General features: G+C 49.6%; 21 protein-coding genes. 18 read left to right on the plus strand and 3 right to left on the minus strand.

Going from position 1 to position 24,110, the window contains the following annotated elements:
• Window positions 1-9: 9 nt before the first annotated feature.
• The 4 genes from BN98_RS01675 (at window position 10) to dusB (ending at window position 4,213) form a co-directional block, all read left to right on the plus strand.
• Window positions 10-1,632 carry a CTP synthase gene (locus tag BN98_RS01675; RefSeq protein WP_019190059.1) on the plus strand — a complete coding sequence of 541 codons (1,623 nt, stop codon included), beginning with the start codon at window positions 10-12 and terminating at the stop codon, window positions 1,630-1,632.
• Window positions 1,633-1,698: 66 nt separating this feature from the next.
• Window positions 1,699-2,319 carry an ECF transporter S component gene (locus tag BN98_RS01680; RefSeq protein WP_019190058.1) on the plus strand — a complete coding sequence of 207 codons (621 nt, stop codon included), beginning with the start codon at window positions 1,699-1,701 and terminating at the stop codon, window positions 2,317-2,319.
• Window positions 2,320-2,343: 24 nt separating this feature from the next.
• A complete protein-coding gene (locus BN98_RS01685) occupies window positions 2,344-3,210 on the plus strand; it encodes a type III pantothenate kinase (RefSeq protein ID WP_019190057.1) in 867 nt (288 codons plus the stop codon).
• Window positions 3,203-4,213 (plus strand): tRNA dihydrouridine synthase DusB, encoded by a 1,011-nt coding sequence (gene dusB / locus BN98_RS01690; protein WP_019190056.1) that lies wholly within the window; start codon window positions 3,203-3,205, stop codon window positions 4,211-4,213. The genes BN98_RS01685 and dusB overlap by 8 nt, the downstream gene beginning before the upstream one ends.
• Window positions 4,214-4,277: 64 nt before the next feature.
• Here dusB and BN98_RS01695 read toward each other — a convergent pair whose 3' ends face one another.
• Genes BN98_RS01695 through BN98_RS01705 form a run of 3 tightly spaced genes read right to left on the minus strand, consistent with a single transcriptional unit; the run spans window position 4,278 to window position 9,339 of the window.
• Window positions 4,278-5,636, minus strand: coding sequence for a sensor histidine kinase (locus tag BN98_RS01695; protein WP_019190055.1), 1,359 nt, complete (start codon window positions 5,634-5,636; stop codon window positions 4,278-4,280).
• Window positions 5,626-6,324 carry a response regulator transcription factor gene (locus BN98_RS01700; protein WP_019190054.1) on the minus strand — a complete coding sequence of 233 codons (699 nt, stop codon included), beginning with the start codon at window positions 6,322-6,324 and terminating at the stop codon, window positions 5,626-5,628. The genes BN98_RS01695 and BN98_RS01700 overlap by 11 nt, the downstream gene beginning before the upstream one ends.
• A 21-nt stretch (window positions 6,325-6,345) precedes the next feature.
• Window positions 6,346-9,339 (minus strand): transglycosylase domain-containing protein, encoded by a 2,994-nt coding sequence (locus tag BN98_RS01705; protein WP_019190053.1) that lies wholly within the window; start codon window positions 9,337-9,339, stop codon window positions 6,346-6,348.
• Window positions 9,340-9,508: 169 nt separating this feature from the next.
• Between BN98_RS01705 and hflX the strand changes: the two genes are divergently transcribed.
• The 14 genes from hflX (at window position 9,509) to ftsZ (ending at window position 24,109) form a co-directional block, all read left to right on the plus strand.
• Complete coding sequence (gene hflX / locus BN98_RS01710) at window positions 9,509-10,819, plus strand: GTPase HflX (RefSeq protein ID WP_019190052.1); 1,311 nt, start codon at window positions 9,509-9,511, stop codon at window positions 10,817-10,819.
• Between the two features lie 33 nt (window positions 10,820-10,852).
• Window positions 10,853-11,497 (plus strand): IMPACT family protein, encoded by a 645-nt coding sequence (locus tag BN98_RS01715; RefSeq protein ID WP_019190051.1) that lies wholly within the window; start codon window positions 10,853-10,855, stop codon window positions 11,495-11,497.
• 5 nt (window positions 11,498-11,502) lie between these two features.
• A complete protein-coding gene (locus tag BN98_RS01720; RefSeq protein WP_019190050.1) occupies window positions 11,503-12,228 on the plus strand; it encodes a YebC/PmpR family DNA-binding transcriptional regulator in 726 nt (241 codons plus the stop codon).
• A complete protein-coding gene (locus BN98_RS07805) occupies window positions 12,225-12,872 on the plus strand; it encodes a TIGR01906 family membrane protein (RefSeq protein WP_019190049.1) in 648 nt (215 codons plus the stop codon). Before BN98_RS01720 ends, BN98_RS07805 begins: the two co-directional genes overlap by 4 nt.
• A 44-nt stretch (window positions 12,873-12,916) precedes the next feature.
• Window positions 12,917-13,666 (plus strand): prolipoprotein diacylglyceryl transferase, encoded by a 750-nt coding sequence (lgt, locus tag BN98_RS01730; RefSeq protein ID WP_019190048.1) that lies wholly within the window; start codon window positions 12,917-12,919, stop codon window positions 13,664-13,666.
• Between the two features lie 624 nt (window positions 13,667-14,290).
• Window positions 14,291-14,728, plus strand: a complete 438-nt coding sequence (mraZ, locus tag BN98_RS01740; RefSeq protein ID WP_019190046.1) for a division/cell wall cluster transcriptional repressor MraZ — start codon at window positions 14,291-14,293, stop codon at window positions 14,726-14,728.
• 9 nt (window positions 14,729-14,737) lie between these two features.
• Window positions 14,738-15,691, plus strand: a complete 954-nt coding sequence (gene rsmH, locus BN98_RS01745) for a 16S rRNA (cytosine(1402)-N(4))-methyltransferase RsmH (protein WP_019190045.1) — start codon at window positions 14,738-14,740, stop codon at window positions 15,689-15,691.
• A gap of 1 nt (window position 15,692) precedes the next feature.
• The gene (locus BN98_RS01750; RefSeq protein ID WP_019190044.1) at window positions 15,693-16,295 is read left to right on the plus strand and encodes an FtsB/FtsL family cell division protein; all 603 of its coding nucleotides are present in this window, start codon (window positions 15,693-15,695) and stop codon (window positions 16,293-16,295) included.
• An 18-nt stretch (window positions 16,296-16,313) separates the two neighbouring features.
• The gene (locus BN98_RS01755) at window positions 16,314-18,506 is read left to right on the plus strand and encodes a peptidoglycan D,D-transpeptidase FtsI family protein (RefSeq protein WP_019190043.1); all 2,193 of its coding nucleotides are present in this window, start codon (window positions 16,314-16,316) and stop codon (window positions 18,504-18,506) included.
• 47 nt (window positions 18,507-18,553) lie between these two features.
• Window positions 18,554-19,522, plus strand: coding sequence for a phospho-N-acetylmuramoyl-pentapeptide-transferase (mraY, locus tag BN98_RS01760; RefSeq protein WP_019190042.1), 969 nt, complete (start codon window positions 18,554-18,556; stop codon window positions 19,520-19,522).
• Between the two features lie 57 nt (window positions 19,523-19,579).
• Window positions 19,580-20,929, plus strand: a complete 1,350-nt coding sequence (gene murD / locus BN98_RS01765; RefSeq protein WP_019190041.1) for a UDP-N-acetylmuramoyl-L-alanine--D-glutamate ligase — start codon at window positions 19,580-19,582, stop codon at window positions 20,927-20,929.
• Between the two features lie 30 nt (window positions 20,930-20,959).
• Window positions 20,960-22,087: a putative lipid II flippase FtsW gene (gene ftsW / locus BN98_RS01770; RefSeq protein WP_019190040.1), complete on the plus strand. Its 1,128-nt coding sequence runs from the start codon at window positions 20,960-20,962 to the stop codon at window positions 22,085-22,087.
• Window positions 22,088-22,096: 9 nt separating this feature from the next.
• The gene (locus tag BN98_RS01775; RefSeq protein WP_084765233.1) at window positions 22,097-23,014 is read left to right on the plus strand and encodes a cell division protein FtsQ/DivIB; all 918 of its coding nucleotides are present in this window, start codon (window positions 22,097-22,099) and stop codon (window positions 23,012-23,014) included.
• A 9-nt stretch (window positions 23,015-23,023) separates the two neighbouring features.
• Window positions 23,024-24,109, plus strand: coding sequence for a cell division protein FtsZ (gene ftsZ / locus BN98_RS01780; protein WP_019190038.1), 1,086 nt, complete (start codon window positions 23,024-23,026; stop codon window positions 24,107-24,109).
• Window position 24,110 lies beyond the last annotated feature (1 nt).

The raw sequence follows: 24,110 nt of genomic DNA on the forward strand, positions 1-24,110 counted from the left end.
AGGGGGAGCATGGCAAAATTTATTTTTGTTACCGGTGGCGTCGTTTCCGGTATCGGCAAAGGCATCAGCGCAGGCAGCGTGGGCAGATTGCTCAAGGATAACGGCTATTCGGTATTTATGCAGAAGTTTGATCCGTATCTCAATGTGGATCCGGGTACAATGAGCCCCTACCAGCACGGTGAGGTGTTTGTTACCCGCGACGGTGGCGAAACGGATCTGGACTTGGGTCACTATGAGCGCTTCATCGATGAGGAACTGACCAAGAACTCTTCGGTTACGAGCGGGCGTATCTATTCGAATGTCATCCGAAAGGAAAGAGCCGGTGATTACGAAGGCAAAACCGTGCAGGTGATTCCGCATGTGACCAATGAGATTAAAGAAAAGATCTACTCTGTCGCAGAAGAATCGGGAGCGGATTTCATTATCACAGAGATCGGTGGGACGGTGGGCGATATTGAATCACAACCCTTCATCGAAGCGATTCGTCAGATCCATTCCGAAAATTCCGATGATGTGATGTTCTTGCATACGGTGTTGATTCCGACAATTCCAGGCACGGATGAATTAAAGACAAAACCCGCACAGCACTCCTTTAAGGAACTGATGAGTTACGGTATTAAGCCGGATGTCTTCATTTTGCGCGCGGATCATCCCATTACGGAAGATGTGTATGAGAAAATTTGTCTGTTCTGCGATTTACCCCGTGAAGCGGTGGTAGAATCCAAAACGGTGGATTTGATCTACGAAGTGCCTTTGGTCTTCAAGGCGCAGGGGCTGGATCAATATATTCTGCGTCATTTCCATTTGAAGACGCGTGAAGATCATACGGCAGATTGGGCCAAGATGTGCGAGTCTTTTAAGTCGGCGAAAGAAAAGCTTTCGATTGCCTTAGTAGGCAAATATACCGCCCTTGGCGATTCCTATCTTTCGGTTGTGGAAGCCGTGCGTGATGCCGGCTATCATATCGGCGCAAATGTCGAAGTAAGTTACATCGACTCCGAGACCGTAAAGGCAAAGAATGCCAAAGAAATCTTAAGTGCCTATGACGGCATCATTATTCCCGGTGCTTTTGGATCGCGTGGTACAGACGGCATGATTGAAACCGTGCGCTATGCTCGGGAAAACAATGTACCGTATCTGGGCATCTGCATGGGTATGCAGATCGCTTGCATTGAGATTGCACGCGATGTGCTGGGCATCCGAGATGCTTCGTCGCTGGAGTTTGATCCGGAAACGAAGAATCCGATCATCACCTTCTTGGACGGACAATCCGAGAATATCGACCGCGGCGGCACGTTGCGCCTTGGCAACAATGACTGTGCGCTGACAGAAAATACGCTGGCACATCAGCTTTATGGCCAGAAAAACATTGTGGAACGCCATCGCCATCGTTATGAATTCAATAATAAATATAAAGAGATGTTTGAGCAGAATGGCGTGGTCTTTAGCGGCATTCAGCTCGCAAAGAACCTGATGGAAATCATTGAGATTCCGAAACATCCGTACTTTATTGGTGCGCAATTCCATCCTGAATTCAAGTCTCGCCCCAATGCACCACATCCACTGTTTACGGGATTGGTACGGGCAAGCTTGGAGAATAGAAAACAGTCCTCTGCGAAAAAATCCAAATAATAGCGGGGGAATCGGGGCATAGCCCGAACAGACCGGCATCCTTTGTGAGCCGGATCGGAGGAAAAAATGAATCAACGATTTTTTAACGGACGTAACATGGCCCGTCTGGGCGTACTGATCGCATTGATGCTGGTTCTAAGCTATTTGCCATTTGGTTATGTATTGATCGGTCCCATTCAAATTACGACCATGCACATTCCTGTTGTGTTGGGCGCCATCATGGGAGGCGTACCGTATGGTTTCATCCTGGGGTTAGCTTTTGGCTTAAACTCGATGCTACGTGCCTTGCAAGGCCTTTCGGGACCGATGTCCTTCGCTTTTGCCAATCCGCTCATCAGTGTCGTTCCACGTGTGCTCTTTGGCGTGATTGTGGGCTATTTATCCACGCGCTGGAAAAAGCAGAATATGATTGTGCATTATTCGTTGCCGGCACTGATCGGAACTGTGATGCACACGCTAATGGTTATGGGAACTCTGTATCTGATTTACGCAGGTCGCGTGGCTGAAGTTAAAAATATTACAACGCAGGCCGTTGCTGCGATGGTTATGTCAACGGTAATTGGGAATGGGATTCCTGAAGCCATTCTTGCGGCCGTGGTAGCTACGCCGATCGCTCGCGTATTGGAAGGCAGAGAACGTCGATTGCGCATCGGCGAGGACAACGACCAAAACTCCGCGAAGGCCTGATGGTGAATTGAACGAGGAATAAAGATGGATACTCAGCAACAACCGAAGGAGCGTTCTCTCCTATTGGCCATTGATGCCGGTAACACGAATATCACTTTTGGTCTATTTCAAGGAGACGTCATCATTCATCAATGGCGCATTAAGTCGGACAGCACGAAAACATCGGATCAATATGGCATTGAAATTGAACAAATTATGCGCCACTTTCATTATACGCGTGAAATGATCTGTGCCGTCATCCTGTCCTCGGTGGTACCGGAATTGGTCCATCAGATGAGCGCGATGTCGGAGCGATTCTTAAAGCTTACGCCGATGATCGTCGGCGAAGGCACAAAAACAGGACTGTTGCTGCGCGTGGATAATCCTCGTGAAGTCGGAGCGGATCGTATTGCCGATGCTGTCGCCGGCTATGCACTTTACGGTGGCCCTTTGGTCATCATTGATATCGGTACGGCCATTACACACGAGGTGGTCAATGAACGCGGCGAATACATCGGCGGAACGATTTCGCCAGGTATCGGTATCTCTGCAGCAGCGCTGACGCGTGGTACGTCCAAATTACCTCGTGTCGAACTGACGCATCCGGATAAGATCATCGCTACGAATACCGTGAACGCGATGCAGGCCGGCTTAGTGCGCGGCTTCATCGGCCTGATCGACGGGATTACGGAAGGGATCTTGGAAGAGCTCAAAATGCAAACCGATAAAAAACCATTGGTCGTAGCTACAGGCGGTTTTTCCACACTGCTTTCCAAGCATTCCAAATACGTGGATACCGTCAACAAGGATTTGAATTTACTCGGTCTGCGCCTGATTTATTTGCGCACGGTGAAAGCCAAAGCGTTGGAAAACGCACGAGATGTGCACCATGAAGGAAAGCAACATGCTTAATTACTATGACAAAGCATCTGTTGATGAAACCGGCGGCCGCAAGGAGCCGGTTTCCTGTTTTATCACACTCGCCCCGCTGGCCGGCGTCAGTGACCACAGCTTTCGCGAGCTGTGCTTTCGTTATGGTTGTGACGGCGCTACCACGGAGATGATTAGTGCCCAGGCCCTGCTCTATGACAGCGCCCGCACGCAAAGCTTGCTAACAAAGGGAGATGAAGGCGCCTTGGTTGTGCAGCTCTTCGGCAAAGACCCGGCAATTTTGTCCCGCGTCATTCGCGAGCATATGAATAACGATTCTCGTTTTTGCGCCGTGGAACTCAATATGGGCTGTCCCGCGCCGAAGATTGTAAAGAACGGGGAAGGCAGCGCACTGATGCGCGAGCCAGAAAAAGTTGCTGCGATTTTTCATGCCATGCGCGAAGCGTCCGAAAAGCCCGTGTACGTGAAGATGCGACTCGGCTGGGATGCCGACTCTATTAATTTTTTGGAAATTGCTCATATTGCGGAGGAGGAGGGGCTTAGTCAGGTAACACTTCACGCCCGCACGCGTGAGCAAATGTATGCCGGAAAGGCAGACTGGGAAGCCATTGCACGATTAAAAGATCATGTGTCCCTTCCCGTGGTCGGCAACGGCGATGTATTCAAGCCCGAAGATGCTGTGGCGTTATGGGAACAGACGCACTGCGATGGTATCACCATCGGTCGCGGCGCCATGGGGAATCCCTTTCTGTTTCGCCAGATTCATGAATTTTGCACGAGCGGTACCTATGCGCCGACCGCTGCGGAGGAAATGATAGACGTTCTCTTGGAGCACTATGCGAAAGAGATCGCTTGGCGCGGGGAAAAGCGCGGCATCCTTGAGATGCGTAAGCAAATGGCTTGCTATCTCAGCGGTTACTTCGGCGCGACACAAACAAAATCCGCCATCATGCAAATGACAACGATGGCGGAGATTCGTGAGGCATTGGCGTTCTTTTTGAAGCGAGTGCAGGAAGCACGATAAATCGAGCGCTAAGATGTCCAGGCCTTGTCAAATAGCAAAAAAAGACAGAGGGCGACCCATTCGGTCAGCCCTCTGTTTTTTTGAAGAATTCGCCGGGTAATCGTACGCGGAAAGTTGTGCCTTTGCCGACTTTACTGGTGACCTCTATATGACCACCCAATTGCTGAACGATGTTGCGCGTAATGGCCAGACCCAAACCCTGACCGCCGACGGCGCGATTGCGGGAAGAGTCCACGCGGTAGAAGCGGTCAAAGAGATGTTGCAGATCTTTTGGCGCTATGCCGATGCCGTCATCACTGACGGTGAGCGACACCATCTTGCGATCCGTATTGAGTGCCACTCGAATGCTTCCGCCATCCTCAATGGCCTTGATTGCGTTGGAGAGCAGATTGCTGAGAATTTGCGAATACAGTCGTTCATCCGTCTGTAAGCTGACATTGGGATCAATGGCACGGCGGAAGGTACCGTTTTTCTGTGCGATACGCGGTTCAAAGCTGTCGAGCACACGTGAAGTGAGTTGCGAGCAATCGATGAAGCGAATGTCTTCCGCCGCCACCAGGGAGGACTCTCGGAAGGTATTCTTTAAGCGTTCTACCAGAAGAGTCAACTGTGTTATGTTTGCTTCGATCATCTCGAGATTTCTCTGGTCTGCCGGAATGATGCCGTCTTTCATGGCTTCCACATGCAACTGCATATTGGTTAACGGCGTCCGCAGCTCATGAGAAATATCTTGTGCATAGCTGCGACGCGCCTTTTCCTGTTGTCCGAGCGAAGAAGCCAGGTATTGCATATTGGCATTTAAACTTTGCATCTCATCAAAGCCTGAGTCCGGAAGACTTATATCAAAATGATTATTGCGAATGCGCTCGGCGGCCACACGCAAATTTTCGATCGGCGTGGTAATCTGCTTGGAAAAGAAATAACTGAAAAGAATGGCCACTATACCAAAGACAACGATGCCCAGAAGGGTAGAGCCCAGAGATTGCCTTTGAAAATCATGCAGCGCACTGGTCAGCGCCGGGTTGCTGCGGTCATAGGTCACCAGCATCGATCCCAGCTTTTTACCGGTATGATCCACGAGCTTATACTGGTCGACTTGAATATCAGCGTCGGCATTTTCAATCAGGCCATGATAATTAGCAATGATGGAGGACTCATTATCCATAATGGTAATGTTGATATTGGAGTCTCGCGCATAAAGCTGCAGTTGGTCGTTGATGCCTTCGGAGGTCAAATCAAGAGATTCGGTGCGTGCAATGGTAGCGATATCGTTTACAATGCGTTTGAGACGTACTTCTTCTTCTTTCTCCAGATAGCTATAAAAGGAATTGGAGTAGGCGCGTTGCATGCCGTAGGCGATGACCGCCATCGTTACGAAGACGATGATGATAATCGAAAGGCTCAGACGCTTTCTAAGCTTCATCAAAGCCTCCGGCGCGATACCCGACACCATAAACCGTGCGGATATAGACGGGGTTTTTCGGATCCGCTTCAATCTTCTGGCGAATGTTTTTGATATGGGTATCAATGGCGCGGTCAAAGGCTTCATAATCCATTCCGAAGGTGACTTCGATAATTTCATCGCGCGTATAGATCTTATTGGGGTGCGTAAACAAAGTCTGCACAATTAAAAATTCGTTTTTCGTCAAATGGACTTCTTTGCCCTCTACAAAGGTGCGCATGGATTCGATATCAATGCGCAATCGTCCATCGGCCGTTTGTAGCATTTTTTCATCTTCCCTGGACGGGGTACGACGCAAGATAGCGCGCACGCGTTCGACAAGCTCTCGCGCAGAAAAGGGCTTTACCATATAGTCATCGGCACCGTTGCGCAAATTTTCTACACGGTCATCTTCTTCCGATTTGGCGGAAACGATAATGACCGGTGTATCCTTTTGTTCCTTAATGCTTTGTAAAACTTCTTCACCGGATTTTTTTGGTAACATCAGATCCAATACGACTAAGTCGGGAGCGAAGGCCGTATATTGTTCGAGCGCCTCATTGCCGTCCATCGCTTTTTCGACCTGAAAGCCGGCTTTTTCCAGATAGGCTTTTTCGATATTGATAATGCCTTCTTCGTCTTCTACCAGTAATATTTTTCGTGGTTCCATGCCTGCCTCCCGGATTATCCGTTAATGTTCTCTTGGTGCGCGCTCTGCAGATGGATTGCGATGCGACATAGCGCCGGAAACATTGCCACCGGAGGAATCAGCCGGTAGCACGCTCTTTCCGATTTCTTTACCGAGCGCATCATAGCGAATGACTTGCGTCGTACCATCCGGCATCTTGGTTGTCTCCGTATAGCTGCCGTCAATTTGGTTGTATTCGCGTATTGTGGTCAGACCATTTTTTGTAAAGGTTTCAGGTGGCATGAAGCTGCCCAAATCCGAATACCGTGTCGGCACGCGACGCGCCCAATCTTCCGGCTTGATGTTATTGAATTTGCTAGGATCATAATCCGAGCCCACATCAATAAAGGAACGATACGCACGCAACCTTGCAGGGGTACTGTCTGCGGCCAGAAGATTGTTGCGCACATCCACCTGGCGGTAGACATAGCCGGTATCATCGCTCTTGGGAGCCGTTTGCTCGCTCACGAGTATGCGTAAAACGCCGTTACCACCGCGTGTGGCGGAGGTGGGTTTTTGACCGGTGATATTTGAAACTTCCGCTTCGAAGACACCCTTAGGAATTGCAAAATCCTTGGCCTCTAAATTCTCATGCAGAATGGTATGCATCGTGGCGTAGATGTTTGCCGGGATGCGCGAGTCGCCTTTCATAGAAATCAAAGCGTTATCTGCACCGACCCATACGGCAGTCGCATAATAGGGAGTGGCCCCGGCAAACCAGAAGTCCATATTTTTACTGGTGGTACCGGTCTTACCGATTAAAGCCATAGAGCGACTGCGTAAGGTGCGATTGGTAAAGCCGTCGCTTACAACATGTTTTAAAAGATCGATCAGCTGATAGTTAACCTCCGGCGCCAAGACCTCTGTCGCTTGATGTTTATTTTCATAAAACACTTTGCCGCGATTATCGGTAATCTTCGAAATGCTCATGGCGGGGATGCGTGTTCCGTTATTGGCAATGGCCTGATAGGCTCCGGCCATATCCATGGTTGTGAGACCGCGTGACATGGAACCGATGCCCATGGCCAGGTTTTCATCGTTGTTTTGTCCGTCTTCGGATGCCTCCACGAAATGATCGCGATCCGGATGCTCCGCATTGATGATGCCGTAACGGGTTAAATATTCCTTGGATGTGGCCAGACCGATCTTATTGAGCCAACGAACGGCTACCGGGTTGGAGGAACGCACTAAGGCTTCCTGCATGGCCATCATGCCGCGATAACGGGCATCAACGTTGGCCGGCCACGGCTGATCCTCTTGCATGGTGAAGGGGGCATCGTCCATGGCTACGCCCTGGTTAAAGCCCAGTGCCAAAGCACCGGTATAGTCTGCCAGCGGTTTTATGGAGGAACCGGGTTGGCGTGGGAAACTGGATGCACGATTCAGGAAATGACGATCATCTTGTTCGCGTCCGCCGATAATGGCGCGCACTTCACCGGTAGCCGTATCAAGTACCGTAAAGGCTATCTGCGGTTGCTTGACGCCAACTTTATCGTAATCGTAGTAGTCCGGGTTTAAGATCATGGCGCCATCTTTACGCACTTCATAGAAAGGCGTCTTATTAGAATCCAGGAAGGCCTTAGCGATGTGCATGGTGCCCGCATCATCCACGCTTAGGTATTTTTCATCAATGGGAATGGTTCCTACTTGGTGCGTGTGCAGCACGCCATTTTTATCGAAATCGAAATAATCCATAATATCGATATAGCCGCTGTAACCACGGAGCAGGCCACGTTTGATGATCAGATTGCCCTTTTTATCCACCTGGAACTGGGAAGCCGGTACAATCACACGGTCCTTCTTATCCATCAGGTTAGCGCGGCGATAATAGAGCAGGGAGTTATCGCGTCCGATTAAGTTGCCGGCCCGGTCATATTTAAGATCCAATGCCAGCGGCGAGTAGTCACCCGTAGGGGAAAGCAGAGAGCTGCTAATGGCAGAAACGGATTCTTGTAATTTTTGTTGCAGATCCATATTTAGTGTCGACGTAATGGTCAGACCACCGTACATGAGCATCTGTCGTGCCTGCTTTCGCGAGATTTTCTGCGTATCCATCAAAATGTCAATGGTCTGCTCCTTCACGAGATCCGTCACATAGGTGGAGACATTATCAGCGCGTTTTTCCGGCGCGTTGATGGTTTTGGCAACGTTGGTATTGAGCGCATCTTTGTATTCCTGCTCCGAGATAAATCCGTTTTTTTTCATTTCCCCGAGTACCCAGTGGGCTCGTTTGTATGCCGGCGGATTGTAAATGGCAAGATAGCGTTCGCCGTTAATCTCGGTTTCGTCCAGTATCGTTTCATCTGTGACTTCGGAAGGACGTAGCGTTTTATATAGGGAATAATGCGAAGGAGCCGGCACGATGCTTGCCAGAGTTGCACACTGTGCGAGCGACAAATCCTTCACGTCTTTGGAGAAATAGATTTGAGAAGCGGCTTGTACGCCATAGGCATTTTGTCCGAAGAAAATACGATTGAGGTAGGATTCCATGATTTGCTGTTTGCTAAGCTGGTCATCAATCTGATAGGCCAAATAAATCTCCTGAATTTTACGCTTCCAGTTCACATCGCTATTCAGGAATACATTACGTGCCAATTGCATCGTGATGGTGGAAGCACCGCGCAGATCGCCGGAGCGGAAGAAATCGCGGACGGTAGCGGCAATGCCGTAGAGATCTACGCCGTCATGGCTGGCAAAGCGTTTATCTTCGGCGCTGATAAAGGCGTTGATAAGATTTTTTGGAATCTGATCATAAGGAACTACTTTGCGGTACTCCGTGGTTTCGATCTGTTGAATCAGATTTCCTTTGGCATCCACAATTTGGGAATTTTCTTTTAAACCCGACAGTAAGAGATCCGCATTCATTTTCGGCGCCTCCTTGGCAACCTCCAACATGGATCCCGCCAGATAGCCACCAATAATGGCTAAAAAAATCAAAAAGCTTAACACAAAAATGGCAGCAATTTTTCCTATATTTTTCATGGTATGTGGCACCATAGTTCCCCCTTATGAATTCGTCTGTTTGTCGTAATGGTATGGGTTAGCGTTCCTTAATATTGCATTTATTTTACCATAATGCCATACGATTTGCGTAGTTGGCGAATGGCCTTGATTTCGCGGCTCGCTTCCTGCTTATGATAAAATAGCAGGGAAAAGAAGGGAAACTATGGAGAACGAGACGTATAAAGATAAGAAACGGGAACGCGCCGTTTTGGCATTTGTGTTCCTGCAAGAAAATGAAGAAGAAAAAGCGCGCCGTCGCCACGAATTGAAGGAAATTGTGCGATCCTGCGGTGGCGATGTCATTGCTATCCTGGAGCAAAACGTAGAGCGTTACAATCCCCGCACCTTGATCGGGAAGGGGAAGGTGGAGGAGATCGCGCGTTTTGTGGAGGAGCAGGATATTGCCATGGTGGTGTTCGAGCAGGAACTCACAGGATCGCAGCGCTCTCATCTGTCAGACGCCATTCCGTGCAAGATTCTGGATCGCGTGGATCTGATTTTGGATATCTTTGCGCTTCGAGCGCGTACCGTAAAAGCCAAGCTGGATGTCGAATTAGCGCAGCTTGCGTATCGCTTGCCGAATCTGCGTGGCTACGGGCAAGTCATGAGCCGTACGGGCGGCGGTATCGGTACGCGAGGACCCGGCGAACAGAAGCTGGAGACGGATCGGCGTGCCATCAGCGAGCGAATGAAGCGCTTGCGTGCCCGACGGGAAGCGGTGCAAAAACAGGAGCACGAAGCCGGTAAAAAAAGACGGCAATCTGCCGTTCCCATCGTGAGTTTGGTCGGCTATACCAATGCCGGAAAATCCACGATTCTGAATGCTCTCTTGGAACGCTTCGGGGAAAAGGATAAAACGGTTTACGCGGACGATCGCTTGTTTGCAACGCTTGAAGTGCACATGCGCCGCATTGCCGAAACGGGAGAACCGCCCTATTTGCTGGCGGATACGATTGGCTTCATCCATGATTTACCGAAGAAACTCATTGCTCCCTTCGAGAGTACTCTGGAAGAAATACGCGGCACGGACCTCATCATACATGTCGTGGATTGCAGTGAAGAAGGGGTCGCAGAGCGTGTAAAAACGGTACAAGACATGACGCGTGAGGCCGGTGAGCACATTCCTGTTTTATTTGTCATGAATAAAGCGGACAAGGGCAGTGAGCCAGGCGTGACGCCACAGGAAGATACGCTTTGGATCAGCGCACGCAGGGAAGCGGATATCCTAAAGCTTCAAGACGCCATTCTGACGCGGCTGTTTGGAGAAAAAGGCGAAGAAACCGTATGCGTTCCCTATGCACAAGCGGAGGCACTTTATGCCGTGCGTCAAAGTGGTACCGTGCTGGAGGAAAAAAGCACCGAACAAGGGTATGTCTTGCGCCTGCTCCGTCGAGAAAGGGCGACTACTTTTTCGCCGGCTTACGATGCGGTTTCTCCGTCGGATAAGGACGAAGGCGTATTGTCGGGGGGGTGATGATTTTGCTTCATCACAGCAAGGCGGTGCTCCATGAGCTATCGCAGTTTGTGGAAACGGGGGGAAGCCCGTTTTACGATAAAAAAATCAGAGTTTATCGGCATTGCTACGCCGATTACATCGCTTGAGGAAACAGAACAGTTTCTGCAGCAGGTGCGTGAGGAGCATCCAATGGCAACACACCGTTGCAGCGCCTATATTCTCGGAGTGGACGCCTCGCATCAGAAATACGATGATGACGGCGAACCCCGTGGAACCGCCGGCATTCCCATGCTGGAAGTGCTGAAACGTGAAACGCTCTGCAACGTGGCAGTGGTTGTCGTTCGTTATTTTGGTGGTATAAAATTGGGAGCGGCCGGGCTCGTACGCGCTTATACGCAGGCTTGCAGCGCAGCAATAAAGGAGGCGATTCCGGCAGAGTATGCGCCTTTTCAGAAGGTTGTCGTGCGTTATGCCTATCCGGAGCAGGGCAAGTGCGACTATGCAATGGCACCATTTTGGGAATTGGATCGGCAGTATGCCGAAGACGTGCGTATTTGCTATTGTCTCCCGGAGGCAAAGATTGACAAGATTCATACGACACTGTTAAATTTGACAAGGGGAAAATTGGAGTGGAAAACGGGTGAAACGCATTTCTGTCCCGTGGATGCACTCGGAGAACCATTAGAACGAAAGTAGGGAATATGTCAGGGCATAATAAATGGAGTAAAGTTAAAAACGTTAAAGGTAAAGAAGACGCCAAACGCGCCAGCGCATTTACGAAAATCAGCCGCATGATCATGGTGGCTGTGCGCGAGGGCGGTGGCGATCCGGATTATAATTCCTCTTTGAAAATGGCTATTGAAAAGGCGAAAGCGGAAAATATGCCGAATGATAATATTCATCGCGCCATTAAAAAGGGCTTGGGTGATCTGGACGGCCAGGAATTTACGAATATCGTTTATGAGGGGTACGGTCCGGAAGGCGTGGCAGTGATCGTTTCTTGCTTGTCGGACAACAAGAACCGTACGGCCGCCAATGTGCGTCATTATTTTGACAAGTACCACGGTAATCTTGGTACGACGGGTTCGGTCATGTTCCAATTTGACTTTAAAGGTATTTTGGTAACGGACGATGAAGGCAAGGATGAAGATGAGGTCATGATGGCCGCGTTAGAGGCAGGGGCAGAGGATGTTCGCCATGAAGACGGATCGTTTATGATTTTGACGGACCCGACGCAATTCGCTGCGGTGAATGATGCCTTGGTCGAAGCCGGCTATAACTTCAGTGTGGCGCAGACAGGCTACTTGCCGAAAAATACGGTGACCATTCAGGATCCGGAAAATATCAAGCATATGGAAACATTGATCGACATCATGGAAGATGATGACGATGTTCAGGATGTTTACACCAACTGGGAGCAGGAATGAAACGCGCCGGCGGTGTGCTCTTTGCTTTATGTCTGACGCTTTTTAGTTTGGGCATTGCTATTTTTGCTGTTAGTTATGATACGGACAGCTATCATGCCTTTCAGCAAGAGCACGCCATCGTGGAGGCTACGGGAAAAAATCAGGACGATTTGGACAAAGTCAATGCCGATATCGTGCACTATCTTAAAACCGGAGAGCCGATCCTGATGACGAGAAACTTCGGCGAGCGGGAGTGTGCGCACATGACGGATGTGTTTTCACTGTTCTCATTAGCGCGCCTGCTCTGCCTGTTGAGCGCAGCAGGAGCGGCCGCCTTGCTGATCTTTCGAAAGAAAGAGAGAAATCCCGCTTCGGCAAGTGCATCCCTGTGTTCTCAGACAGTCGTGTTTGTACTACTGATCATTTTGGCGTTTTTCGCTTGGACCCAATGGGATACGCTGTTCACCACCTTTCATCATATTTTCTTTCGCAATGATCTCTGGCTCTTAAATCCGGAAACTGATCTTATGATTCAAATGATGCCGACGCCATTTTTCGTCGGCTTGGCAAAGGGGATAGCGGTGCGCTTTATAGTGTTATGCCTGCTTGGTCAGGGACTGTGGTTTTTGGCCGGCCATCGCCGTGAAGAGGGAAGTCGGGTGTAAAGTTAGACGATAACCGCAGGAGACCTATAGGAAGGGAGAAGCCTATGTTTGAATATACAGGAGACGGTATTGCCTTCAATCTTTTTGGTATTGGCGTGCATTGGTATGGCATATTGATCGTCATCGGTATGCTCTTAGGCGTCTGGCTAAGCAGCCGCGAGATGGAGCACAAGGGGATGAACGGAGAAGTGATCTCTGATCTGGCGCTCTGGGTTTTACCACTTGGCGTCGTGGGTGCTCGTCTGTGGTATGTCATTTTTGAACCGCAGCGATTCCATTCTCTCTTTGACATTATCAATTTGCGATCCGGAGGCCTTGCCATTCAAGGCGGCGTCATGATGGGGATTTTGGTGAGCTGGATTTATTTGAAACGTCACCAACTGCCATTTCTGCGCGTTGCTGATTGTATCATTCCTTTCCTTCCTCTGGCGCAGTCCATCGGACGATGGGGGAACTTCTTTAATAATGAAGCCTACGGTTATGCTGCCGACGTTCCATGGGCAGTTCTTATCAATGGCAAACCGCATCATCCCACATTTTTTTATGAATCCGCGGGAGACTTTTTGATCTTCCTCTTTCTGTGGTACTACTTGCGCAAACGCGCTCGCACCGACGGACAGACAACGATGCTGTACTTCGTGTTATACGGGTTGCTGCGTTTTGTCGTAGAAGGGTTTCGCACAGACAGCTTGTATTTCGGCAGCTTGCGCGTTGCACAGCTGTTGGCTCTTGCCGGATTGCTGCTTGGCCTTATCTGGTTTGCCGTGCTTTCCAAGAAAGGGAAGAAGGGATAATACGACGCCCTTTTAGTACATGTTACAGTGTAAAAAGCTTTTCAGCTAAAAAACACTGTAGTTTTAAGGCTCCAAATACAGTACTTTTTGCCATGGCTGCAAATAGTACTGTATTTATTTTTCCTTTTTTACAGTACTTTTGTTCTTTAATGGAAAAAGCACTGTATTTTTCCTCCTTCTTTTACAGTACAAATTACTCTTTTTAGCGAAAGTACTGTATTTTCCTCATTTTTTCTACAGTGCAAATTGTCGTTATTGAAAAAAACACTGTATTTACTCCTCCTTTTCTACAGTACAAATTGCTTTATTTTCAATAACCACTGTATCCAACGGCTTTTTGTCCATATTTTGCGTTTTTTCGTGCGCACGGCCTCCTCGGCCCGGTGCACGGAATCCTCACCCCGGTGCACGGAACCCTCATCCCGGTGTACGGAATCCTCACCCCGACGCACGGAGAAGAGCAGCATCTCCGGCAAAAGGAGAATATTTAACCCACCACGCTGCAAAGAAGGAAATTCGCCCTTCCGGGCGCTTTTTTTATGCCGAAACACTTGCCAAACCCTTTTCTCTTGTCTAGAATGGTATTGAGAAGGCAGAAAGTGGTAAAAAGTGGAGGAAAGTGGGATGTTCATCGGAGAATACAACCACAGCGTGGATTTAAAAGGGCGCGTATCGCTCCCTTCCCGTTTTCGTGACGAACTCTCCGACACTTTCTTTATCACAAGAGGTATGGACGGCTGTCTCTTCATCTACGATCGGACTCAATGGAAGATCATGGATCGTAAGATCAGTCAGTTACATTTAACGGCAAAAGCGGCACGTAACTTTTCACGTGCGTTTTATTCCGGGGCAATGGAAGTCGGCTGTGATAAGCAAGGCCGATTTCTCATCCCGCCACAGCTGAGAGCCTTCGCTGCCATCGAACGCGATGTAGTCATCATTGGCGTTTCGGATCGCATTGAAATTTGGGCGAAAGAGAAATGGGATGAATTTGTTTCTTCGGATGCCATGGATTTGGATGCGTTGACCGAGACCCTCAATGACGATGGGATTGATCTCTAAGGAGGCGACATGGCATTTTCGCATATACCGGTTCTTTTAAAAGAAACGATTGCCGCCTTATCCATTCAACCGGACGGGTTCTACGTGGACGCAACAGTGGGAGGGGGAGGCCATTCCCGTGAAATTGTGAAGCAACTGACCAACGGTCATTTGTTGGCCATTGATCAGGACGAAGAAGCCTTAGCAGCGGCAAAGGCTAATCTCGCACCATGGGCAGAGAAAATCGCTTTTGTGCACGATAACTTTCAGAATCTCGGACATATTCTTCAGACATTGGGCACGGAAAAAGCGGACGGCATTCTTATGGATATCGGTGTTTCCTCGTATCAGCTGGATACGGCGGAACGTGGATTTTCCTACCATGAAGATGCATTGCTGGACATGCGTATGGATCAAAACAAAGAGATGCCCACCGCGCGCGACATTGTAAACAGCTATTCGGAACAAGAGCTGACTAAAATTTTTTATCAGTACGGTGAAGAGCGCTGGTCGAAGCGGATTGCTCAGTTCATCGTAGTTGACAGACGTACGAAGCCGCTTGAAACATCCTTCGATCTGGTCAAGGTCATTCAAAAAGCCATCCCTAAAAAAGTGCGCATGCAGGATAAGCATCCTGCAAGAAGGGTGTTTCAGGCACTTCGTATTGAAGTAAATCACGAGCTGGACGCGTTGGAACAGTGTCTGACACAGGCAGCCGATCACTTAGCGCCGCGGGGGCGGTTGTGCGTGATCACTTTCCATTCGCTGGAGGATCGCATCGTAAAGAATGCGTTTCGGACGTTGGCAAAGGGAGAAGCAATTCCTGCGCAGATTCCTGTCAAAGCACGGGACGTGCAAAGCCCCTTCCGCCTTGTCACACGCAAACCGATCGAAGCTTCCCCGGAAGAGTTGGAAGCCAACCCGAGAGCTCGTTCCGCAAAGTTAAGGGTGTTGGAACGATGCCAAGAAAATCAGGAGGGGTGAAATGGATGCAGCGGTACGTCAACAATTAGAGTATGAAATCCCACAAACAAGAAAAAAGCTCTCCGTCATTCATCCCAGAAAGAGGGGCGGATACCCTGATGAAGTTTCCCGCCGGCATAGAACTCGTTCACGACGCACCAGTGCCGGAACGGCAGCCATCGGCGTACAGGCACAAAGCAGACCGCATAGTGGAGTATCGCAAGCAAGCGCAGTGCGTAGCGCTTCTCGCACACAGACACATTCCCGCCTACGGCTTGTGTACTGGATTGCGGTGTGCCTGTGTACCGTGGCAACCCTTGTATTGCTACTCTCGAGTCTGCTGCGCTATAATGAAATGTCAGCAGTGAATCGTAAAGTTCGTGCGACGGTAGCGGAAGTTGAAGAATTGAAAGCACAGCGAGACACATTGAATATGCAGTTGGCTCCGTACTTGGAACCTGCCCGCATAGAAGAACTTGCGAAACGTCGATTGGGCATGCAGTATCCAACCAAAGAGCAAAAGCTCTCCGTAGCTCGTGACCCTTCGACGGTGATGAAAAACCAAACCGCAGCCGAATCGCAGGAAACCAAAACGCTTGCGGCCAATCCGCAGCACAAGGAGTAATGCGGACGGAGTGAGGCTATGAGTAAAAATCAATTCAAAAATCAGCCGAGACAAGACCATTCATCGGTACGGATTCGCGTCGTTTTCCTTTGCGCGCTTCTCGTCGTTGTTTTGTTTCTTGCTCGGCTTTTTTATTTGCAGGTAGTGGTTGGTTCAAGTTATCAAGAAGCAGCCCTGGCACAGCGGCGCAGGACTATAACGGTCAAGCCTAAGCGCGGGACGATATACGATCGTGCGGATCGCCCGTTGGCGGTGTCGGTGATGGTAAATACGGTTTATGTGTTTCCAAAAGAGATAAAAGCGGAAGATAAAAAGAAAACCGTGGAATTATTGGCCTACATATTAGGCATGGAAAAAGAAGAAGTCGAAAAGGCGCTTTCCTCGAATCGCTATGATGTGGCGCTGAAAACGAAGTTAACGCAAAGTGAAATCGATCAGCTGCAAAGCTCAGGACTCCAGGCGTACCGCGTAGTGCAGGAACCGGATCGTTTTTATCCCAATCAGGATATCATGGCGCAAAGCTTAGGCTTTGTGAATAATGAGGGAGGCGGCATCTATGGTTTGGAGTCGAAGTATGACGCCTTATTGCGCGGTAAGGGCGGACAAACTACAACATCAAGGGATTTGGGCGGCAATATTATTCCGACGGAATCGGTAGAAAACTATGCTTCCGAAGAAGGGCAAAATCTGCATTTGACCGTGGATCTGGAGGCACAGCGCATTGTAAGCGAACAATTGCGCAAAGGCTTGAGCGAATTTAAAGCGGATTCCGGCACAGCAATTCTTATGAATCCCAATACGGGTGAGATTATTGCTATGGAAAGTGCGCCCACCTTTAACCCCAATACACCTTATGCGCCCGTGAACGATAAGGGCGAAGCCGCATGGAAAGCCATGAAGGAAGAAGAGCGCATGAAAATGCTCTATGCGCGTTGGAAGAACCCCGCCATTACCACGCTCTATGAGCCGGGGTCCGTTTTTAAGACGCTCACAGCCTCTATCGCCTTGGAAACAAAGACATCGCGGCCGGATTCACGTTACACTTGTACCGGAAAGATTGAAATTGCTCCGGGGGTATGGGTGCATTGCTGGCGCGAATCACATCCGCACGGCATCCAAACGCTGGAGCAGGCGCTAAACAACTCCTGCAACCCGGCCTTTGTACAAATCGTGCGTAATATCGGTGTCAATAACTATTTTTCCTATCTGCGTTCTTTGCATATGGGCGGGATCACGGGGGTTGATTTACCAGGCGAGCAAGCCTCCCTTTTCCCGCAAACGGTGGGTAAATTAGATAAGATTCAAATGCAGACGATGTCGTTTGGACACGGCATCTCTTTGACACCGCTTGAGATGATGACAGCTGCCAATACCGTAATCAACGGCGGCTATTATCGCACGCCGCATTTTTTCAGTTCTTCGACTTCACAGGAAGGCAAGACACTGTCCCGCTATCAGCAAAGTATCACGGATCCTATATTTTCCCAGGAAACCGTCGCTACGATGCGCAAGTATTTGCTCAGTACGACGGAGGTATCGCACGCTAAGGTACTGCGAATTAAAGAATTATCGATTGGCAGTAAAAGCGGTACGACGCTGCTTTTGGAAAACGGTAAGTACACCGACAAAACAATTGCGTCGCTCTATAGCTTCTATCCGTACGATAAGCCGGAAATGGCCCTTTTCGTGATGATTCATAACCCGACCAAGCAGACCTTTGGCGGCGAAGTGGCCGGCGAAGTCAGTGCTCGTATTCTGGAACAATTAGTGGCCTTAAAAAAGAAAGCGACACAACCGTCAAACGAAGGAAAAGTGGTTCCGAACGTTTGCCGGAAAACCGTGGCAGAAGCGCGTAAACTCTTGAACAATGCGGGCTTTTCTTGTAGTGTCTACGGTGCGATGAATGATTTCACGTTGGTGGAAGAGCAAAATCCGGCACCAGGCACGATAAAGGCAGAACAAACAACGATCGAGCTACGGCCGGACGCAAAACAGTCTTATAAAGCCCCGGATCTGACGGGGAAATCCGTACGCGAAGCACAGATGCTTCTGGGCGGAACGGGGATTTCTCTTTCTATCAATGGCGAGAAAGAAGGCGTAATTCGGACGCAAACCCCGGAAGCGGGAGCAATTGCCGGAAAAGACACGCCCATCATTATTAATGTAGAAGCACAATCCACAGAAGCAAAAGGTAGTGCGTCCTCTCAATAAGAGGATACTTAGGAAAGCTATATAACAAATAGGAAGAAGGGGGAACGATGCTCGTTTCAAAGTCGTTGGTGTTGGCAGGTATTATTGCAATCCTGCTGTCTACCGTTGCCACATACTTTTGGATTCACTTTTCCAAGCGTGAGTCCATCGGACAAGAAATACGTGAGGAGGGCAATAAGGCCCACTATAAAAAACAGGGTACACCGACGATGGGCGGCGTAGCTTTTACCGCTGTCTTTACGGTATTGTTGTTTGCCTTCGGCGGCTTTAATGCCTGGAGCGCTCTCATTGCCATCTGCACGTTAGGATTTGCAGGCATCGGTTTCCTGGATGATTTGGAAAAGGTCATGAAGCACGAGAGCGAAGGCCTCACACCGCGACAGAAATTGATTTTACAGTTCGCGTTTTCCGCCATTCTTCTGGCCGTGGTGTATATACTAGACCCGGCTTTGGGCACACAAAAAATTCCCTTCTTTGGCTGGGAATGGCATCTGGGGATTTTGAGTATTCCTCTGCTTGCCTTTATCGTAGTCGGCACCGTGAACGCCACCAACTTAACAGATGGGCTGGATGGCTTGTGCGGCGGCGTTTCGCTACCGGTATTCATTACGCTGGCGCTCTTAAACATCGGTACCGCCGGTAACAAACCGGCTGCTAGCGTTGCGGCGGTACTCATGGCGGGCTCTCTGATCGGCTTTTTGTTCTTCAATAGTCATCCGGCATCGCTATTTATGGGAGACACCGGCTCCATGGCTATCGGCGGCGCGCTGACAGCTATTCTCATGGTGATGAACCGCCTGCCGTTTTTGATCGTATTGGGCGGCTTATACTTTATTGAAGCGTTAACGGTGATTATGCAAGTCACCTATTATCGACATACTGGCGGCAAGCGCATCTTCCTGATGACGCCGATTCATCATCACTTTGAATTGAAGGGATATCCGGAAGAGAAGATTACGGCGGCGTTCTCACTGATCAGCGTGCTGCTGTGCCTGTTAACCTATCAAATTTGGTAGCTACGTTTTTCGCGATTGGCGGCAAAACATTCCATCCGACAAATAAAGGAGCTGAACATGAAATTTAAGCACACCCTTACAGGTGAAAAAGTGTTGCTGTACGGCTTGGGGGTTACCGGAAAATCCGCCCTCAAAACTTTACCGGCAGCTGGAGCTGAGCTTGCGCTCTACGTGGACGGGGGATTGTCCGAGCAAGATCAGGCGTACTTAAATACTCTGCCTCATCCGGAATCCATTGCGATTATTGAAGACGTGGATGCGATTTCTCTGGATCCCTATGCCTTTATTTTGCGCAGCACGGGCATCTCGTTTCAAAAGCCGCTCGTGCAGCGTGCACGCCGAGAAGGTAAGTCCGTGATCACGGACGTTGAAATGGCCTATCGCCTCTTTGGCGGAGAAAATGTGGTGGCTATCACCGGCTCCAATGGCAAGACGACAACGACATCGCTCGTTGCCTGGATCCTACAGCATGATGGCCGGAAAGTAACCGCCTGTGGCAATATCGGCCTCCCGGTGTTGACGAGCATGCAGGAAGCAGAGGAAGGCACGACGTTCATCGTGGAATGTTCGAGCTTTCAGCTGGAAGGGGCAGACACCTTTATGCCGCGTCGAGCTGCTATTTTGAATCTTTCAGAGGATCACGTGGATTGGCATGGCTCTCTTGGGGCCTACGCCGAAGCCAAATCCCATATTACGCGTAATCAGCAGGCGACAGATGATCTTTGGATTCAGGAAAATGATCCGACCATCGAAGAAACCGTTGCCAGAGTAGGTACGAAGGCGCGGATCCATCACGTAACGTATCACGATCCGTATTTGGACCATCTGCGTCGCGGAGAAGGCTGGCATCTCTGGGGAGAACACAATATCCATAATGCTGCTTTTGCCATTGCCATTACGAGGGATATGGGCGTGAGCGAAGACGTCTTGCGCGAGGCACTGGACAGTTTTCGTCCGATTGCGCATCGCATGGAAGATTTGGGCATGGTAAACGGCGTTCGCTACATCAATGATTCCAAGGGAACGAATGTGGATGCTACCGTGACGGCGCTTGCCGCCATTCACCAGCCGGTTCTTCTCATTGCGGGCGGATATGATAAGCATATATCGTATGATGATATGTATGAGGCCATGCGCCCGCATGGGAAAATGATGATTCTTATCGGGCAGACGGCGGAACGCATTGCCCGAGAAGCAAAGGAACGCGGCTGGGGCGATCGTACGGTCATCGCCGGAACGTTGAAAAAGGCCATGGAAATTGCGTTTCAAGAAGCTAAAAAGGGAGATCTGGTATTACTTTCTCCTGCCAGCGCAAGCTGGGGACAATATAAACGCTTTGAGGAACGCGGCGATGAGTTTCGCGCTATTGTTGAGGCGTGGAGAAAAAAGAACGCAAATAACGGATGAAGCATTAGAAAGCATTAGAACGGAGTATGCATGCGCAGGGCAGCTCATAATCGAAAAATCATTCGAAAAGGCAGTATGGATCGGGGGCTGGTATGGCTGATCATTCTGTTGTCTGTTTTTGGCGCCTTCATGGTGTTTAGCGCCAGTGCGCCCTACGCCTTGAAACAATTCGGGGATGCCAAGTACTACTTCGTGCGCGATGCTATTTTTTCTGTTTTGGGCATTCTCGTGATGTTCCTGTTTTCGCATATTGATTATCGCCTCTATCGCCGCTTCGCGATGCCGCTTTATGTTGTTGCGTTGCTGTCCTGCCTACTGGTATGGGTACCGGGTCTGAAATATCCGATTAACCAGGCACATCGCTGGATTCATCTGGGCCCCGTCACCTACATGCCGTCGGATGGCTTAAAAATCGCATCGTTAATTTTATTGGCAACGATGCTATCCGACAAACGCCCTGAAGAAAACGGTTCATTGCGCAAATTTATTACCGTCCTTTTGTTTATCGGTATTACGATTTTGCCCATCTATTTACAGCCGAATTTTTCCGCGGTCATCGTAATCAGCGCAACCTTGCTGTTCACCTACTTCGTCTTTGGCATGAGTCTGTGGCATTTTTTACCGATGCTGGGTGTTGCAGCCGTCGGACTTCTCTATGCCTTTTGGCCGCGCCCCGGTAACTATCGCTTGGAACGCCTTTTGTCCGTATTGAATCCGAAGCGCGATCCCTCGGGTAGCGGCTGGCAACTGCTGCAATCGCTGTATGCTGTGGCATCGGGAGGCCTTTTTGGCGTAGGTTACGGAAAAAGCGTACAAAAATTTGATTACCTGGCTGATGAGCCGCACAACGACTTCATTTTCGCTGTTATTTCGGAAGAATTAGGCTTTTTCGGTGCCTTTCTTGTCATTGCTGCATTTTGCTTTTTGGCCTATCGAGGTCTTAAGATAGCCGGCAAAGCCAAAACATCATTCGGTCGCATGCTGGCAAGCGGCTTGACCTTTCTCATCTGCTTTCAGGCGATGGTCAATATCGGAGTTTCAATCGGCGTGATTCCTACCACCGGTATTACGCTGCCCTTTATCAGCTACGGAGGCAGTTCTCTTGTGATTATGAGCTTGATGGCGGGAATCCTGTTAAATATTTCGCGGGACGCGTAGGAGGCTTTCATGCGCCAAAACCAAGGAAGACAACCGAATTCGCGACCACCGGTCGGCCCTCATTCTCATGGAGATAAGAGTCGTACCGTCCGCTCGACTCGTCAAACGGCGCAGGGGATGCGCAGTATGCGTCAAGACGATCGCCGCAGGAAACGAGTGAACATGAGCAGAAGAAGGACTATCCTTCCTACGGTGCTGCTCCTGCTTGCGCTCGCGGCAGCAATGGTCGTATTTTTGTTGAAGGCTCCATTTTTTAAGATTCATTCGGTCCGCGTGGATGGCAATCGTGTCGTCCGAGATGAAGATCTGGTGCATGCACTGGGGGATACCAATCAGAACATCCTCACCTTTCCGGCGGAAAAGTGGAGGGAACGCGCTCGCGCTCTTGAAGGCGTGGCCGATGTGACCTTCGAACGGGAATTACCGGATCGGTTGGTGATTCATGTAAAGGAATCCTATGTGCTGGGCGTTTTTGTCTACGCCGGACGGCAGTATTATGTGGATGCGCAAGGAAAAATTACGGACCATTACAATCCGGATCTTAACCGCATTAAACCCATTCCCTTGGAAAAGGAGCTTGCCTCCATGCGATTGGGAGAGGACTTTTTTGAAGATTCGCGCGAATTGGACTTCTTATCCACCTTGCATGAAACACGAATGGCCGAAAAGGTTTCAAAAGTTCGTTTTGAAAAGCCACAAGCCATTGTTATAATGTATAATGATATAGAAATTCGCTTTGGCGCACCCAATGATATCATTCATAAATTCACGGATTTAGCTGCGGTGCTGCAAGAAGTGGAAAATAAAGGGGTAAATGCCCAGGAAATACTCCTGGATGAAGGGAAACATCCGATTGTAGTCACCAAAAACGGGCAACAGGTGTTGCCGGAATCATCGGAATCACAGGAAGAAACGGAAGGAAACTGAGGGGGAGTCATGAACACTTTCGACATGGAATTAAACAATGACGGTCTTGCTAAAATTAAGGTCCTCGGCGTCGGCGGAGGCGGCAATAACGCGTTAAACCGCATGAAACAGCATGGGCTGGCAGGCGTTGAATTTATTGCGGTCAATACGGATCGTCAGATTCTGGATGTTGTGGATTCCGATAAAAAGCTGCAAATCGGTGTGAAATTAACGCGTGGTCTCGGATCCGGCGGAAACCCGGAAGTGGGTGAGAAAGCGGCAGAAGAGTCCAAGAGCGATATCACGGAGCTGTTGGCCAATACGGATATGGTCTTCATCACTGCCGGTATGGGCGGCGGCACAGGCACCGGCGCAGCACCTGTCGTGGCGGAAGCGGCCCGTTCGATGGGCATCTTAACTGTCGGCGTGGTTACGAAACCGTTCGGTTTTGAAGGACGTAAACGTCAGACACAGGCCGAGAGCGGCATCAATAAACTGAAGGATAAAGTGGATACCTTGATTGTCATCCCGAATGATCGCTTGTTGCAGGTCGCGGAACGTCGCACCTCTATGGTGGAAGCTTTCGGTATGGCGGATCAGGTATTGATGAACGGTATTCAGGGCATTTCCGATTTAATTGCCGTGCCGAACATCATTAACTTGGACTTTGCGGATGTGGAGTCCATCATGAAGGATCAAGGCATTGCACACATGGGCATCGGTATTGCTAGCGGTGAAAACCGTGCCGTCAACGCCGCCAAGGCAGCGGTCAAGAGCCCGTTGTTGGAAACGAGCGTGGACGGGGCCAAAGCTGTGCTGGTTAACGTCACCGCGGCAGACCTAGGCATCTTCGAAGCCAATGAAGCCATTGAAATGATTCGCGAAGCTGTCGATCCGGATGCAAATATCATCTTTGGCGCCGGTGCGGACGAATCCTTGGGCGATGATATTAAGATTACGGTAATTGCGACGGGATTTGATAATCGCAAGGTCACGGCAAAGGATGATGCGCCGGTGCGTAAAGAAGTGCACAGCGCGGATGAAACACAGCCGAAGCGTCGTGAAGTCGAAGCGGACGACATGGACATTCCGGAATTCTTAAGAAAGTATCGTTAAC

The sequence above is a fragment of the Levyella massiliensis genome (genome assembly GCF_000308275.2).
Taxonomy (GTDB): domain Bacteria; phylum Bacillota; class Clostridia; order Tissierellales; family Peptoniphilaceae; genus Murdochiella; species Murdochiella massiliensis_A.

Excerpts from the sequence above, each read along its gene's own strand:
- BN98_RS01675 (WP_019190059.1), top strand. The coding sequence starts at position 10 with ATGGCAAAATTTATTTTTGTTACCGGTGGCGTCGTTTCCGGTATCGGC.
- BN98_RS01680 (WP_019190058.1), top strand. The coding sequence starts at position 1,699 with ATGAATCAACGATTTTTTAACGGACGTAACATGGCCCGTCTGGGCGTA.
- BN98_RS01685 (WP_019190057.1), top strand. The coding sequence starts at position 2,344 with ATGGATACTCAGCAACAACCGAAGGAGCGTTCTCTCCTATTGGCCATT.
- dusB (WP_019190056.1), top strand. The coding sequence starts at position 3,203 with ATGCTTAATTACTATGACAAAGCATCTGTTGATGAAACCGGCGGCCGC.
- BN98_RS01695 (WP_019190055.1), bottom strand. The coding sequence starts at position 5,636 with ATGAAGCTTAGAAAGCGTCTGAGCCTTTCGATTATCATCATCGTCTTC.
- BN98_RS01700 (WP_019190054.1), bottom strand. The coding sequence starts at position 6,324 with ATGGAACCACGAAAAATATTACTGGTAGAAGACGAAGAAGGCATTATC.
- BN98_RS01705 (WP_019190053.1), bottom strand. The coding sequence starts at position 9,339 with ATGGTGCCACATACCATGAAAAATATAGGAAAAATTGCTGCCATTTTT.
- hflX (WP_019190052.1), top strand. The coding sequence starts at position 9,509 with ATGGAGAACGAGACGTATAAAGATAAGAAACGGGAACGCGCCGTTTTG.
- BN98_RS01715 (WP_019190051.1), top strand. The coding sequence starts at position 10,853 with ATGAGCTATCGCAGTTTGTGGAAACGGGGGGAAGCCCGTTTTACGATA.
- BN98_RS01720 (WP_019190050.1), top strand. The coding sequence starts at position 11,503 with ATGTCAGGGCATAATAAATGGAGTAAAGTTAAAAACGTTAAAGGTAAA.
- BN98_RS07805 (WP_019190049.1), top strand. The coding sequence starts at position 12,225 with ATGAAACGCGCCGGCGGTGTGCTCTTTGCTTTATGTCTGACGCTTTTT.
- lgt (WP_019190048.1), top strand. The coding sequence starts at position 12,917 with ATGTTTGAATATACAGGAGACGGTATTGCCTTCAATCTTTTTGGTATT.
- mraZ (WP_019190046.1), top strand. The coding sequence starts at position 14,291 with ATGTTCATCGGAGAATACAACCACAGCGTGGATTTAAAAGGGCGCGTA.
- rsmH (WP_019190045.1), top strand. The coding sequence starts at position 14,738 with ATGGCATTTTCGCATATACCGGTTCTTTTAAAAGAAACGATTGCCGCC.
- BN98_RS01750 (WP_019190044.1), top strand. The coding sequence starts at position 15,693 with ATGGATGCAGCGGTACGTCAACAATTAGAGTATGAAATCCCACAAACA.
- BN98_RS01755 (WP_019190043.1), top strand. The coding sequence starts at position 16,314 with ATGAGTAAAAATCAATTCAAAAATCAGCCGAGACAAGACCATTCATCG.
- mraY (WP_019190042.1), top strand. The coding sequence starts at position 18,554 with ATGCTCGTTTCAAAGTCGTTGGTGTTGGCAGGTATTATTGCAATCCTG.
- murD (WP_019190041.1), top strand. The coding sequence starts at position 19,580 with ATGAAATTTAAGCACACCCTTACAGGTGAAAAAGTGTTGCTGTACGGC.
- ftsW (WP_019190040.1), top strand. The coding sequence starts at position 20,960 with ATGCGCAGGGCAGCTCATAATCGAAAAATCATTCGAAAAGGCAGTATG.
- BN98_RS01775 (WP_084765233.1), top strand. The coding sequence starts at position 22,097 with ATGCGCCAAAACCAAGGAAGACAACCGAATTCGCGACCACCGGTCGGC.
- ftsZ (WP_019190038.1), top strand. The coding sequence starts at position 23,024 with ATGAACACTTTCGACATGGAATTAAACAATGACGGTCTTGCTAAAATT.